This is a genomic window from Methylopila sp. 73B, assembly GCF_000526315.1.
GTDB lineage: Bacteria > Pseudomonadota > Alphaproteobacteria > Rhizobiales > Methylopilaceae > Methylopila.
In genome coordinates, this window is sequence record NZ_JAFV01000001.1 from 2,800,855 (window position 1) to 2,814,649 (window position 13,795).

Annotated in this window: 17 protein-coding genes; 4 read left to right on the forward strand and 13 right to left on the reverse strand. The window is 68.8% G+C overall.

What is annotated here, in order from left to right:
• Positions 1-17: 17 nt before the first annotated feature.
• The 8 genes from K244_RS0113500 to zapE form a co-directional block, all read right to left on the reverse strand.
• Positions 18-218: a hypothetical protein gene (locus K244_RS0113500; protein WP_155931740.1), complete on the reverse strand. Its 201-nt coding sequence runs from the start codon at positions 216-218 to the stop codon at positions 18-20.
• Between the two features lie 68 nt (positions 219-286).
• Complete coding sequence (gene odhB / locus K244_RS0113505) at positions 287-1,576, reverse strand: 2-oxoglutarate dehydrogenase complex dihydrolipoyllysine-residue succinyltransferase (RefSeq protein WP_020186808.1); 1,290 nt, start codon at positions 1,574-1,576, stop codon at positions 287-289.
• A gap of 108 nt (positions 1,577-1,684) precedes the next feature.
• Positions 1,685-4,639, reverse strand: coding sequence for a 2-oxoglutarate dehydrogenase E1 component (locus tag K244_RS0113510; RefSeq protein WP_020186809.1), 2,955 nt, complete (start codon positions 4,637-4,639; stop codon positions 1,685-1,687).
• 149 nt (positions 4,640-4,788) lie between these two features.
• Positions 4,789-5,673, reverse strand: a complete 885-nt coding sequence (gene sucD, locus K244_RS0113515) for a succinate--CoA ligase subunit alpha (RefSeq protein ID WP_020186810.1) — start codon at positions 5,671-5,673, stop codon at positions 4,789-4,791.
• A 3-nt stretch (positions 5,674-5,676) separates the two neighbouring features.
• The gene (gene sucC / locus K244_RS0113520) at positions 5,677-6,876 is read right to left on the reverse strand and encodes an ADP-forming succinate--CoA ligase subunit beta (RefSeq protein ID WP_020186811.1); all 1,200 of its coding nucleotides are present in this window, start codon (positions 6,874-6,876) and stop codon (positions 5,677-5,679) included.
• Complete coding sequence (locus K244_RS0113525) at positions 6,863-7,267, reverse strand: hypothetical protein (RefSeq protein ID WP_020186812.1); 405 nt, start codon at positions 7,265-7,267, stop codon at positions 6,863-6,865. The genes sucC and K244_RS0113525 overlap by 14 nt, the downstream gene beginning before the upstream one ends.
• A 68-nt stretch (positions 7,268-7,335) precedes the next feature.
• Positions 7,336-8,301 carry a malate dehydrogenase gene (mdh, locus tag K244_RS0113530; RefSeq protein WP_020186813.1) on the reverse strand — a complete coding sequence of 322 codons (966 nt, stop codon included), beginning with the start codon at positions 8,299-8,301 and terminating at the stop codon, positions 7,336-7,338.
• Between the two features lie 171 nt (positions 8,302-8,472).
• Positions 8,473-9,639, reverse strand: a complete 1,167-nt coding sequence (gene zapE, locus K244_RS0113535) for a cell division protein ZapE (RefSeq protein WP_020186814.1) — start codon at positions 9,637-9,639, stop codon at positions 8,473-8,475.
• A 243-nt stretch (positions 9,640-9,882) separates the two neighbouring features.
• Between zapE and K244_RS0113540 the strand changes: the two genes are divergently transcribed.
• The 3 genes from K244_RS0113540 (at position 9,883) to K244_RS0113550 (ending at position 10,992) form a co-directional block, all read left to right on the forward strand.
• Positions 9,883-10,164: a hypothetical protein gene (locus tag K244_RS0113540; protein ID WP_020186815.1), complete on the forward strand. Its 282-nt coding sequence runs from the start codon at positions 9,883-9,885 to the stop codon at positions 10,162-10,164.
• Positions 10,165-10,298: 134 nt separating this feature from the next.
• Positions 10,299-10,553: a hypothetical protein gene (locus tag K244_RS0113545; protein WP_210164322.1), complete on the forward strand. Its 255-nt coding sequence runs from the start codon at positions 10,299-10,301 to the stop codon at positions 10,551-10,553.
• 52 nt (positions 10,554-10,605) lie between these two features.
• Complete coding sequence (locus tag K244_RS0113550) at positions 10,606-10,992, forward strand: DUF305 domain-containing protein (protein ID WP_020186817.1); 387 nt, start codon at positions 10,606-10,608, stop codon at positions 10,990-10,992.
• Between the two features lie 56 nt (positions 10,993-11,048).
• Here K244_RS0113550 and K244_RS0113555 read toward each other — a convergent pair whose 3' ends face one another.
• A complete protein-coding gene (locus K244_RS0113555) occupies positions 11,049-11,453 on the reverse strand; it encodes a carboxymuconolactone decarboxylase family protein (RefSeq protein ID WP_020186818.1) in 405 nt (134 codons plus the stop codon).
• A gap of 147 nt (positions 11,454-11,600) precedes the next feature.
• Here K244_RS0113555 and K244_RS0113560 point away from each other — a divergent pair, with 147 nt between their 5' ends.
• Positions 11,601-11,981, forward strand: a complete 381-nt coding sequence (locus K244_RS0113560) for an MAPEG family protein (protein ID WP_020186819.1) — start codon at positions 11,601-11,603, stop codon at positions 11,979-11,981.
• A gap of 1 nt (position 11,982) precedes the next feature.
• On the opposite strand, the gene K244_RS23960 is transcribed toward K244_RS0113560, so the two are convergent.
• The 4 genes from K244_RS23960 to K244_RS0113580 all read right to left on the reverse strand — a co-directional run bounded on the left by K244_RS23960 (position 11,983) and on the right by K244_RS0113580 (position 13,783).
• Complete coding sequence (locus K244_RS23960) at positions 11,983-12,156, reverse strand: hypothetical protein (protein WP_020186820.1); 174 nt, start codon at positions 12,154-12,156, stop codon at positions 11,983-11,985.
• A 125-nt stretch (positions 12,157-12,281) separates the two neighbouring features.
• Positions 12,282-12,602 (reverse strand): hypothetical protein, encoded by a 321-nt coding sequence (locus K244_RS0113570; RefSeq protein WP_020186821.1) that lies wholly within the window; start codon positions 12,600-12,602, stop codon positions 12,282-12,284.
• 19 nt (positions 12,603-12,621) lie between these two features.
• A complete protein-coding gene (locus K244_RS0113575) occupies positions 12,622-13,407 on the reverse strand; it encodes a succinate dehydrogenase iron-sulfur subunit (RefSeq protein ID WP_020186822.1) in 786 nt (261 codons plus the stop codon).
• A 4-nt stretch (positions 13,408-13,411) separates the two neighbouring features.
• Entirely contained in the window at positions 13,412-13,783 is a 372-nt protein-coding gene (locus K244_RS0113580) for a virulence factor (RefSeq protein WP_155931744.1), read from the reverse strand.
• Between the last annotated feature and the right edge of the window lie 12 nt (positions 13,784-13,795).

Here is a 13,795-nt window from a genome sequence, read left to right on the forward strand (position 1 = left end):
ACTCTCCCCGTCCAGCCTCAGTCTTTCCGGGCGCCGCCGGCCGTCTTCGACGACCGCGCCAGAAACGCCAACGTCCCGCGGTTGATCACGACGATTAGCGCCGACAAGCCCACCAGCCACGGCAGAATCGGCAGCAGGGCGGCGATCGTCTTGTCGAGGTCGCCGGGGTGGATCGTCAGAAACCCGGCGATCGCGATCATGCCGACGATCGCCATCACGGATTGACGATCCGCCGTCTGCCTTCGCGCCGCGATGAGGGCAGCGTCCTCGGTACGAGCCGCCTGCGTCACAGATCCATCACCAGCCGCGACGGGTCTTCCAGGCTCTCCTTCACGCGGACGAGGAAGGTGACCGCCTCTTTGCCGTCGACCACGCGGTGGTCGTAGCTGAGCGCGAGATACATCATCGGCCGGATCTCGATCTTGCCGCCGACCGCCATCGGCCGCTCCTGGATCTTGTGCATGCCGAGAATGCCGGACTGCGGCGCGTTCAGGATCGGGGTCGACATCAGCGAGCCGTAGATGCCGCCGTTGGTGATGGTGAAGGTGCCGCCCTGCATCTCCTCGATGCCGAGCTTGCCGTCACGGGCGCGGCGGCCGAAGTCGGTGATCTTCTTCTCGATGCCCGCGAGGCCGAGCGCGTCGGCGTCGCGCACGACGGGAACCACAAGGCCCTTCTCGGTGCCGACCGCGATGCCGACGTGGTAGTAGTTCTTGTAGACGAGCTCGGCGCCGTCGATCTCGGCGTTGACCGCCGGCAGATCCTTCAGCGCCTGGATCACGGCCTTTACGAAGAAGCCCATGAAGCCGAGCTTCACGCCGTGCTTCTTCTCGAACACGTCCTTGTACTTCGCGCGCAGCGCCATGACCTCGGTCATGTCGACCTCGTTGAAGGTCGTCAGCATGGCCGCGGTGTTCTGCGCGTCCTTGAGGCGGCGGGCGATGGTCTGGCGGAGCTTGGTCAGCTTGACCCGCTCCTCGCGAGAGGCGTCGTCCGGCGCGGAGGGGGCGCGGGCCTGGACGGCGGGCTGGGGCGCCGGCGTCTTGGCGCCGCTCTCGACCGCGACCAGCATGTCGCCCTTGGTCACGCGGCCGTCCTTGCCGGTGCCCTGCACGCCCGCGGGATCGACGCCGCTCTCGGCGCCGATGCGGCGCACGGACGGCGCCTGACCGGCGTCGGCGGGCGCCTGGCCGCCGTTCGCCTTCAGGGCTTCCTTGGAGGCCTCGCGCGGCTTGGTCTCGTTGGCGTCGTCCTTGATCGCGGGCTCGGCGGCCTTGGCCGGCTCCGCCGGCTTCGCCTCGGTCTTGGCCGCAGCCTTGGGCGCGGGCGCGGCGCCCTCGCCGGCCTCGATCGAGCCCAGCAGCGCGTCGACGCCGACGGTGTCGCCCTCGTTCGCCTCGATCGCGCCGAGGACGCCGGCGGCGGGCGCCGGCACCTCCAGCGTCACCTTGTCGGTCTCGAGCTCGACGATCGGCTCGTCGACGGCGACCGCCTCGCCCGGCTTCTTGAACCACCGGCCGATGGTGGCCTCGGTCACGGATTCGCCAAGCGTCGGCACGCGGATTTCGGTCGCCATCGAAGTCTCCCATGGGGCCGGCGCTCGTCGCCGTCCCGCTTCAGCTCTCAACGTTCAGTCAGCGGTCAGTTCGGTCGGTCGTTCAGTCAGAATTGGCGGGGCGGCCGGTCAGTCGCCCAGCGCCTCGTTCAGGAAAGCCTGCAGCTGGGCCAGATGCTTCGACATCAGGCCGGTCGCCGTCGCGGCGGAGGCCGGACGCCCGGCGTAGCGCGGACGGCGGTGCGCCGCGCCGACGGTGTTCAGCGCCCATTCGATGTAGGTCTCGACGAAGAACCAGGAGCCCATGTTCTTGGGCTCTTCCTGGCACCACACCACCTCGGCCTGCTTGAAGCGCGACAGCTCGTTGACGAGCGCCTTGGCCGGGAACGGGTAGAGCTGCTCCACGCGCAGGAGGTAGACGTCGTCCACCCCGCGCTTCTCGCGCTCCTCCAGCAGGTCGTAATAGACCTTGCCGGAGCACAGCACGACGCGGCGGATCTCGGCGTCCGGCTTCAGCTCCAGCGTGGAGCCGGGGTTCATCTGCGCGTCGTCCCACAGCAGGCGGTGGAACGAGGTGCCCGCCTCCATCATCGACAGCGGCGACACCGCCCGCTTGTGGCGAAGCAGCGACTTCGGCGTCATCAGGATCAGCGGCTTGCGGAAGTCGCGGACGAGCTGGCGGCGCAGGATGTGGAAGTAGTTCGCCGGCGTGGTGCAGTTCGCGACCTGCATGTTGTCCTCGGCGCACATCTGCAGGTAGCGCTCGAGTCGGGCCGAGGAGTGCTCCGGGCCCTGGCCTTCGTAGCCGTGGGGCAAAAGCATCACGAGGCCCGACATGCGCAGCCACTTGCGCTCGCCCGACGACAGGAACTGGTCGACGACGACCTGCGCGCCGTTGGCGAAGTCGCCGAACTGCGCCTCCCAGAGCGTCAAGGCGTTCGGCTCGGCCAGCGTGTAGCCGTACTCGAAGCCGAGCACCGCCTCTTCCGAGAGCATCGAGTTGATGACCTCGAACCGGCCCTGGTTGTCCGACAGCGCGTTGAGCGGAACGGCCCGGTCCTCAGTCTCCTGATCGACCAGCACGCAGTGGCGCTGGCTGAAGGTGCCGCGCTCCACGTCCTGGCCGGAGAGCCGCACCGGCTTGCCATCGGCCAGCAGCGAGGCGAAGGCGAGCGCCTCGCCCATGGACCAGTCGACGCCCTCGCCGGTCTCCGTCATCTTCCGGCGGTTTTCGAGCAGGCGCAGAATCGTGCGGTGGGCCTTGAAGCCCTCCGGCAGCGTCGTGAGCTTCTGGCCGAGCTCCTTCAGCCGGTCGATCTCCACGCCGGTCTTGCCGCGGCGCGCGTCGTCGACGTCGCGCGAGGCCTTGATGCCGGACCAGCGGCCGTCGAGCCAGTCCGCCTTGTTCGGCTTGTAGGCCTGCCCGGACTCGTACTCGCCCTCAAGGCGCGCGCGGAAGGCGGCGCGGATCTCGTCCACCTCGCCGGCCTTGATCACGCCCTCCTGCTCCAGCCGCCTGGAGTAGATCTCGAGCGAGGTCGGGTGGCTGCGGATGACCTTGTACATCCGCGGCTGCGTGAAGGCCGGCTCGTCGCCCTCGTTATGGCCGAAGCGGCGGTAGCAGAAGATGTCGATGACGACCGGCTTGTGGAATTTCTGCCGGAACTCGGTCGCGATCTTGGCCGCGAAAGTCACCGCCTCCGGGTCGTCGCCGTTCACGTGGAAGATCGGCGCCTCGATGGTCTTCGCGACGTCCGAGGGATAGGGCGACGAGCGCGCGTAGCGCGGGCTCGTGGTGAAGCCGATCTGGTTGTTGATGATGACGTGGATCGAACCGCCGGTGCGGTGACCCTTCAGCCCCGACAGGCCGAAGCACTCCGCGACCACGCCCTGGCCGGCGAAGGCGGCGTCGCCGTGGATCAGCAGCGGCAGCACCTTGGTCCGGTCGCCGTCCTTCCACTGGTCCTGCTTGGCGCGCACCTTTCCGAGCACCACCGGATCGACGATCTCGAGATGCGAGGGGTTGGCGGTCAACGACAGGTGGACGGAGTTGCCGTCGAACTCACGGTCGGACGAGGCGCCGAGGTGGTACTTGACGTCGCCGGAGCCCTCGACCTCCTCGGGCGTCCAGGAGCCGCCCTTGAACTCGTGGAAGATCGCGCGGTGCGGCTTGCCGAGGACCTGGGCGAGGATGTTCAGGCGGCCGCGGTGGGCCATGCCGAACACGATCTCGCGCACGCCGAGCGCGCCGCCGCGCTTGATGATCTGCTCCAGCGCCGGGACGATGGACTCGCCGCCGTCAAGGCCGAAGCGCTTGGTTCCGGTGTACTTGACGTCGAGGAACTTCTCGAAGCCCTCGGCCTCGACCAGCTTGGTCAGGATCGCGCGCTTGCCCTCGGGGGTGAAGGCGACGCCCTTGTCCGGCCCCTCGATGCGCTCCTGGATCCAGGCCTTCTCAGCCGGCTCCGAGATGTGCATGAACTCGACGCCGAGCGTCGAGCAATAGGTGCGCTTCAGGATCGCGAGCATCTCGCGCACGGTCGCGAACTCGAGCCCGAGCACGTAGTCGATGAAGATCTTGCGGTCGAGGTCGCCCTCGGAGAAGCCGTAGGACGCGGGGTCGAGCTCCTCGCGGTCAGGACGGGGCTCCAGCTTCAGCGGATCGAGGTCGGCCGCGAGATGGCCGCGGATGCGGTAGGCGCGGATCATCATCAGCGCGCGGGTGCTGTCGCGGGTCGCGGCGCGGATCTGCTCCGGCGTCAGCCCCTGGCTCTTGGCCTCGGACTTCGCCTTGATCTTGTCGCCGATGACGATCTCGGCGGCGCCCCAGTCGCCGTCGAGCGCCGAGACCAGCTCGCCGTTCGCCGGCACCGGCCAGTTCGGCTTCTCCCAGGACGGGCCGTCCGCGGTCTTCTCCACCGCGTCCGACGGGTCGCCCAGATCCTCGAAGAACGCCCGCCACTGCGGGTCGACCGAGGACGGGTCCTTCTGGTAGCGCGCCTGAAGGTCCTCGATATAGGCGGCGTTCCCGCCCCAGAGGAAGGAGGTGCGGTTGAAAGCCTCGTTCGCCGCCTGGCGTGACATCGGATTAGACCTTGCGTTGATTTCGGAGCTCGCCCCTTGCGTCCATATGGGGGCGACGGTTCAGTTTTGAACGTCCGGAACGCGATTGCACTCTGATCGTGGCGTCATTCCGACGCCGGCTACGACGAGCAAGAACGGCGCCGCCGTCCTCACCCCTTCAGCAATTCCACGAGCGTTTTCCCCAGCCGTGCGGGGCTGGGCGAGACCCGGACGCCGGCGGCTTCCATGGCGGCGATCTTGTCGTCCGCGCCGCCCTTGCCGCCCGAGATGATCGCGCCCGCATGCCCCATCCGCCGGCCCGGAGGCGCCGTGCGGCCCGCGATGAAGCCGACCGTCGGTTTCTTGCGGCCGCGCTTCGCCTCGTCGGCCAGGAACTGCGCCGCGTCCTCCTCCGCCGAGCCCCCGATCTCGCCGATCATCACGATCTGCTCGGTCTTCGGGTCGGCCAGGAACATCTCCAGCATGTCGATGAACTCGGTCCCCTTCACAGGGTCGCCGCCGATGCCCACCGCCGTGGTCTGGCCGAGGCCCTCACGCGTCGTCTGGAACACCGCCTCGTAGGTCAGCGTGCCCGAGCGCGACACCACGCCCACCGTGCCGCGGCTGAAGATGTTGCCCGGCATGATGCCGATCTTCGACTCGCCCGCCGTCACCACGCCCGGGCAGTTCGGGCCTATGAGCCTGGTCTTCGAGCCCACGAGCGCCCGCTTCACCCGCACCATGTCGAGCACCGGCACGCCCTCGGTGATGCACACCACAAGCGGGATCTCCGCCGCGATCGCCTCGAGGATCGCGTCCGCCGCCCCCGCCGGCGGCACGTAGACCACCGAGGCGTCCGCGCCGGTCGCCTCGCGGGCCTCCCGCACCGTGTCGAACACCGGAAGGTTCAGGTGCGTCTGCCCGCCCTTCCCCGGCGCCACGCCGCCGACCATCCTGGTCCCGTAGGCGATCGCCTGCTCGGAGTGGAACGTGCCGTTCTTGCCGGTGAAGCCCTGGCAGATGACTTTGGTGGTCGCGTCGATCAGGATCGACATGGCTCAGGCCCCCTTCTTCACGGCGGCCACGATCTTCTGCGCGGCGTCGTCCAGGTCGTCCGCCGGCAGCACGTTCAGCCCGCTCTCGGCGATGATTCGCTTGCCTTCCTCGACGTTCGTGCCCTCGAGCCGAACGACCAGCGGGACCTGAAGCCCCACCGTCTTCACCGCCGCGATCACGCCGCGCGCGATCACGTCGCACTTCATGATCCCGCCGAAGATGTTGACGAGGATCCCCTTCACCTGCGGATCGGCGGTGATGATCTTGAACGCCGCCGTCACCTTCTCCTCCGTCGCGCCGCCGCCGACGTCCAGGAAGTTCGCCGGCTCCTCGCCGTAGAGCTTGATGATGTCGAGCGTCGCCATCGCCAGACCCGCCCCGTTCACCATGCAGCCGATGGTGCCGTCGAGCGCGATGTAGGCGAGGTCGTGCTTCGACGCCTCGATCTCCTTCGCGTCCTCCTCCGTCAGGTCGCGCAGCTCGGCGAGCTCCGGATGACGGTAGAGCGCGTTCGAATCGAACGTCACCTTGGCGTCGAGCACCCTGATCTTGTCGTCTTTGGTGACGATGAGAGGGTTGATCTCGAGCATCGCCATGTCGAGGCTGACGAAGGCCTCGTAGAGCTGGTCGACGAGCTTTCCGGCCTGCTTGGCGAGGTCGCCGGACAGACCCAGCGCCTTGGCGATGGTGCGCCCGTGATGCGGCTGCACGCCGGTCGCGGGATCGACGGTCACGGTGTGGATCTTCTCGGGCGTGTCGTGCGCCACGTCCTCGATGTTCATGCCGCCTTCGGTCGAGACGACGAAGGCCACATGGCCGGAGTCGCGATCGACGAGGGCCGACAGATAGAACTCCTTGGCGATGTCGGAGCCTTCCTCGACGTAGAGGCGATTTACCTGCTTGCCGGCGGGGCCGGTCTGCAGCGTCACCAGCGTCTTGCCAAGCATCTGGCCGACGAATTCCTTCGCCTCTTCCGGCGACTTGGCGAGGCGGACGCCGCCCTTCTCGCCGGCCTCGGCCTCGTTGAACTTCCCCTTGCCGCGGCCGCCGGCGTGGATCTGCGACTTCACCACCCACACGGGACCGTCGAGGCCGGCGATCGCCGCGTCGGCGTCCGCCGCGGTCAGGATCGGGTAGCCGATCGGGACCGGCGCGCCGAAGGTCTTCAGCAGCGCCTTGGCCTGGTACTCATGGATGTTCATCGAAATGTCCCTGAGGCCTGAGTGAGGGCGCCCCGCCGGAGGGGGAGGCCGCTCGACGTCGCCCGCGCACGGCCTTGCGGCGACGCTGGGCGATCAAGCGGTCCACGCCGTTGGCCACGGAGGCCAGGATGGCGTGCGCCAGAAGAAGAAACGCGGTCAGCGACGCGCCCATGACGATCGGGGGCAGGACGCCGTTCACAAAGCGGTCGGACGGGCCGCCCGGCCCGAACCCGGAGACGAGCGCGGCCAACGCAAACAGCGGCCCGAGAAGACCGCCCGCGAGCGCCGCCGCCCAGTCGACCCCGCGACGGACCGGCCCCCTGCCGGGGTTCGGTCCGTCCGGCCAGTCCTTCAGGCCGTCGGCCACGTCGGACAGGTCCAGGTCGTCCATCGCAGCTCCCGTCGGCGCCTTCCGGCCGCATGACGTCCGCTCCCGTGTCGGCTTAAGCCCCGGCCCGCTTACTTGCCGAGGTTCGGCGCGATCTGCTTGCAGGCGTCGATCAGGCCCTTCACGGCCCCGACCGACTTGTCGAAGCCCGCCTTCTCGTCGCCCTGAAGCTCGATCTCGACGATCCTCTCCACGCCGCCCGCGCCGATCACGACGGGGACGCCGACATAGATGCCGTCCACCCCATACTGCCCCGTGAGGTAGGCGGCGCAGGGCAGCACGCGCTTCTTGTCCTTGAGGTAGCTCTCGGCCATCGCGATGGCGGACGCCGCCGGCGCGTAGAAGGCCGAGCCGGTCTTCAGCAGGCCGACGATCTCGGCGCCGCCGTCGCGGGTGCGCTGGATGATCTCGTCGAGACGCTCCTGCGTCGTCCAGCCCATCGCCACGAGGTCCGGCAGCGGAATGCCGGCGACCGTGGAGTAGCGCGCCAGCGGCACCATGGTGTCGCCGTGGCCGCCCAGCACGAAGGCGGTGACGTCCTCGACCGAGACCTTGAACTCGTCGGCCAGGAAGTAGCGGAAACGCGAGCTGTCCAGCACGCCGGCCATGCCGACGACCTTCTCCGGCGGCAGGCCGGACGCCTGCTGCAGCGCCCACACCATGGCGTCGAGCGGATTGGTGATGCAGATCACGAAGGCGTCCGGCGCGTACTTCGCGATGCCGGCGCCGACCTGCTCCATGACCTTGAGGTTGATGCCGATCAGGTCGTCGCGGCTCATGCCGGGCTTGCGCGGCACGCCGGCGGTGACGATCACGACCTCGGCGCCTGAAATCCCTTCGTAGGACGACACGCCGGACAGCGCGCTGTCGAAGCCGTCGACCGGAGAGCTCTGGGCGATGTCGAGCGCCTTGCCCTGGGGAACGCCGTCGACGATGTCGAACAGCACCACGTCGCCGAGTTCCTTGAGACCCACGAGATGGGCGAGCGTGCCGCCGATCTGGCCAGAACCCACGAGTGCGATCTTGCTGCGCGCCATGTCTGTCAGTTCCTCTTTGGTCGTACGACCTGCCGAAGGGGCGAGGCATTTTGCCGCTTGTGGGCGGCGGCCCTTCGACTATCGCGATTGAGCAATCCGTTCAAGTGATCGGACCTGTGAATTGTGCGCTGCGATCTCGCATTGCGAGGTTGAGCAAAGAGTAAGGCGGGCTCACGTTTCGACCAGCCCCGCAGCGCTTCCGCTCGCCGCGCTGTCGGGCCGTCCATGGGGGCGATCGAGCCAGGCGTCGGAGCGCATTTCGACCAGGCGCGAGGCGGTCCGGGCGAAGCCGAAGGTCTCGTAGCCCTCCGTGCCGCGCCAGAGATCGTCCGGCTCCGCTTCGGCCGATGCGACCAGCTTGACGTGATGCTCGTAGAGCGCGTCGACCAGCGTCATGAAGCGGCGCGCCTCGTTGCGGCGGCCCTCGTCCAATGTCGGCACCCGGTCGAGCACAAGCGTGTGATAGCGGCGTGCGATCGCGATGTAGTCGGCGGCGCCGAGCGGCCTCGCGCAGAGATCGTCGAAGCTCGCGCGCGCGACGCCGTTCGACACCCGCGGCAGCGCGACGTGGCGGCCCTGCACGTCGAGCGCGCCCGGCTCGCCGTCGGAACCCGCAAGCGCGCGGAACGCCTGGTCCAGAGCCGCTTCCGCGCCGGCGTCCGCCGGCGTGTGCCACACGCCGGTGTCGCCGAGCTTCTCGCGGCGGAAGTCGGTGGGCGAGGCCAGCTTCACCACCTCCATGCGCTGCTCGAGCATCTTGATGAAGGGCGTGAACAGCGAGCGGTTGAGGCCGTCCTTGTAGAGCTCCTGCGGCGGCACGTTGGAGGTCGCGACCACCGTGACCCCGGCGGCGAACAGCCGCTCGAACAGCCGCGCGAGGATCATGGCGTCGGCGATGTCGGTGACGTGGAACTCGTCAAAGCACAGCAGCGTCGCTTCCGCCGCGAGCGCCTCGCCGACCGGCGGGATCACGTCGCCCGTGGGGCCCTTGCCGAACTTCGCGTCCGCGCGGGCCGCATGGATGCGGGCGTGGACGTCGATCATGAAGTCGTGGAAATGCGCGCGGCGCTTCTTCGCGACCGGGACGGACTCGAAGAACAGGTCCATCAGCCGCGTCTTGCCGCGGCCGACGTCGCCCCAGACGTAAAGGCCCCGGAGAGGGTCTGCGGCGCGTTTGGCGAAGAGCCAGCCGAGCGCCCCCGATTTGCCGCGTCCGCGGTCGCGCAGCGCCTGGTCGAGCTCGCCGAGGCGACGCACCACCGCCTCCTGCGCGGGATCGCGATCGAGCGCGCCCGATCGGACGAGCGCTTCGTAGCGCTGGGTGGTGGTTTCGGTCATCGCAGGGACGCGACGCCTCGCAGGGTGGCGGAGCGCGGAGACGGGCCGCGATCCGGGAGGGACGACCGTCGCTTACCAGACGATCGGAGACCCGTCATGCGGGCCGATCGTGGGACAGACCTTCGTCGTGCGCGCATCACATCTGCGGGGGCGAGGAACGCGGCCGGCGGCGGCGGCGTTTTTCTACGCTCGGCGCGGCCCCAGCCGTCGCTGTCCGTGCCCTTGATGGGAAGGATAAGTCGCGTGCGCACCGCACTCTGTCTCGCCCTCGGCCTCCTCGCAGCCGGCGTCGCCACAGCCGACGCCGGCCAGACGAAGACCCACGCCCGACGCGAGGCGCGCGTCTACGACCGCGTTCCAGACGACGCCTGGCTGCCCTTCGGCGGCTATCGGGAGCGGCGAGCGTACGCGCCGGACACGCCCTACGGCCCGCGCTACCAGACCCAGGAGCAGGAGCAGCAGTCGATGTACGACTTCTCCACGGGCAAGCGCGGCAACATGCGGGAGTATTGGTGGCGCAACTGATCCGCGGCTGCGCGGGCTGAGGGATCGCTCGCGGCTTGTGGAACGTGTCCGGCGCGCCTAATCCTAGCCCCGTGACCCGGCTGAAGATCCTGACGATCGCCCTGTGCGTGGCGGTTCTCGCGTTGTGCGGAGGGATGACGCCGTACGTCGTCTGCGCGCCCGGCGACCACGCGCCTGCGGCCGTCGCCTCGGCGCAGGACGATCATGCCGCCGCCCATCCCGTCGACCGCGCGTACCACTGCCTGTCCGTCTGCGCCGCCCTGCCCGCGGTGTTGGCCGCGGCGCTCGCCCCGCGGTCCGAAGGCGAGACCGCCGACCTCTGGCGGGCGCTCGCCGTGGGGAAGAGTCATAGTCCCGACATGGCGAGCCCGCCGCCACGCTCCGTCTGACGCCTCGGCGCCTGAGCGCGCCCTCACCTCAACACTCAGATGGAGCACTCCCATGACGTCCTTCAAGGCGGCCCTTCTCTGCGCCGCGACCCTCGCCCTCACGACGCCCGCGGCGGCGGACCAGCACGACGCGTCCGGCCATCAGGGCCATGGCGGCGCGACCGCCGGAGAAAGCCCGGCGTCCGCCGCCTTTCGCGCCGCGAACAGCAAGATGCACGAGGCGATGACGCTGCCGCTCAGCGGCGACGCCGACGCGGACTTCCTGCGCGCCATGATCCCCCACCACGAGGGAGCGCTCGAGATGGCGCGGATCGAACTCGAGCACGGCAGGAACGCCGCGGCGCGGGGGCTGGCCGAGCGGATCGTCGCCGCGCAGGAGCGCGAGATCGCGGAGATGAAGGCGCTGCTGGCTCAGATCGAGGCCGCGCCGTCGAAGTGATGCGCGGGCGATAAGCCCGACGGCTGGGAGCGCGCGTCCTGCCGGGCGCGCGCTCCTCAGCGGAACGCCTCGTCCACCGTCGGCCGCAGGCCGTTGACCAGGGCGTTGGTCTTGTTCGCGAGAGCGATCACCGACAGCAGCTCGGCAAGGCCGGCGTCGTCGAGGCCCTTGGCGCGGGCGCCGGCGGTGTGGGAGCGGATGCAATACTCGCAGCCGTTCGTGACCGAGACCGCGATGTAGACGAGCTCCTTGGTGAGCGGGTCGAGCGCGCCGTCGCCCATCACCGCCTTCACCTCGCCCCAGGTGCGCTCCAGCGCCGCCGGGTCGTTCGCGAGCGCCCGCCAGAAGTTGTTGACGAGGTCGGTCTTGCGCACCGCCCGGATGTCGTCGAACACGGCGCGCACGCGGGGGTCGGCTTCGGCGTCGGACACAAGCGGGAGCAGAGGACGGGGATCGGACATTGCGGTCTCCTACAAATCGCGCCGCCGACCATTCCGCCCTGCGCTCAGGATCGCAACTCGACGCTCGGCGGTGGTCCACCGGCGCGAGAGCTCGTATCTGACGCGAGGGAAGCGCCGCGCTTCCGTCGCCCCGTTTGGAGACCTGCGATGCCCCTGACGCTCTGGTGCGTGCTGATCGCAGGTCTTCTGCCGATCCTGACCGTCGGTCTCGCGAAATGGAGCGACCGCGGCTTCGACAACGCCAACCCACGTGGCTGGGCGGAAGGCCTGAGCGGCTGGCGCAAGCGGGCCGTCGCCGCCCAGCAGAACGGCTTCGAGGTCTTCACGCTGTTCGCGGCGGCGGCGCTGGTCGCGGTCACGCAGGGCGCGAATCTCGCCACGGCGAACGCGCTCGCGGTCGCCTTCATCCTGCTGCGGGTCGCCTACGTCGCCTGCTATCTCGCGGACCGCCCGACCCTGCGTTCGGGCGCGTGGAGCCTCGGCTTTTTCGCGACCGTCGCGCTGTTCACGTCGCCCGCGTGGAGCTGAACTACTCGGCGATCAGCGTGAGGCCGAGCTCGGACGCCTTGGCGTGGACGTCGCCCTGCGAGCGACGCAGCCGCATGGCGATCACGCTTGCGGGCACCTTCTCGCGGGCGAGCGCCTGAAGGTCCTGCACATTCTCCACCGTCCACGGACGGTCCTGGTCGACCACGTCGTTCATCGCAACCTCCCTGACACGCGTTGATCGTTCGATCGACGTGGGTCGGAGGGGAACGCCTTTCGAGCGCTAGGCACGCCTAAAATTCAGGCGGATTCCACAATGTCCGGCGCCGCCGATCGGCGAATCTAGAAGGGGACCACTACCCCGGCGATGTAGAGCACCAAGGAAAACGCCAAGGCGTTGCGGATCGGCGCGGCCCAGAACGCGCGCGACTCCCGCAACGGCGGAGTCTCGCCCGCGAGGCGCGCTCGGGCGCGTTCGGCGTCGCCTGCGGACGTCCGGATCTCGATCCCGCCCAGGGCGGGAAGCATATGCCAGTCGAGCGAGGCGAACCCGCCGCCGACGACGGTGACAGGGACCCCTTCGGCCTCCAAAGCCGACTGCACGGTCGCGGCGGCGGGGTAGCCGTAACAGACGGCCACGGTGACCAGCGCGTCGGAAGCCACGGCCCGCCCCGCGCCGGCCTCAGAACTGCCGCGCGACCATCATGCCCTTGATCTCGGCGATCGCCTTTGCGGGGTTCAGCCCCTTGGGGCAGGCCTTGGCGCAGTTCATGATGGTGTGGCAGCGATAGAGCTTGAACGGGTCTTCGAGGTCGTCCAGCCGTTCGCCGGTCGCCTCGTCGCGGCTGTCGATCAGCCAACGGTAGGCCTGCAGCAGGGCGGCGGGGCCGAGGTAGCGGTCGCCGTTCCACCAGTAGCTCGGGCACGAGGTCGAGCAGCAGGCGCAGAGGATGCACTCGTAGAGGCCGTCGAGCTTCTCGCGGTCGTCGCGGGACTGCTTCCACTCATCGCCCGGCGCGCGGGTGTCGGTCTTGAGCCAGGGCTCCACGGACGCATGCTGGGCGTAGAACTGGGTGAGGTCCGGAACGAGGTCCTTCACCACCGGCATGTGGGGCAGCGGGTAGATCTTGACCGTGCCGCCCGAGGCGCAGTCGTCCATGCCCTTGGTGCAGGCGAGCGTATTGGTGCCGTCGATGTTCATCGCGCAGGAGCCGCAGATGCCCTCGCGGCACGAGCGGCGGAAGGTCAGCGTCGAGTCGATCTTCGACTTGATGTAGATCAGCCCGTCGAGGACCATCGGCCCGCAGTCCTCGCGGTCGACGTAGAAGGTGTCGACCCGCGGGTTCTGCCCGTCCTCCGGGTTCCAGCGGTAGACCTTGAATTCGGTCGTGGTCTTCGCGCCGGCCGGCTTCGGCCAGGCCTTGCCGCCGACGATGCGGGAGTTCTTGGGGAGGTTGAGCTGGACCATGTGCCTACTTCCGTCCCATGCGGAGCGCGAGTTCGATTGCCGGCATGAGGTCGTTATTGTCTTCGATCCGCAGCATGCGGATGTCGCGCACCGACGGCGCGAACCACGGGTATTCGAAGGTCAGTTCCTGCACGGCGATCTGGCAGATCACGACGTCGACGCTGTTGTCGCCGAAGTAGACGCTGCCCTGCTGGCGATCGAAGCCTTTGCTTCGCAGAAAACGGGCGATGTCGGCATAGGCGTTCTGCCAGGACGGCGTTGGATACCCTTCCTGCAGGGCCTTGGTGTCGAGATCGAACGAAATCGCGTAGGTCACAGGCGGCCGTGCCCGCGAGTTGTGCCCAACCCTTGCGACCTGCAAAGCCGGTGCGCGCATGATCCGCCCTGC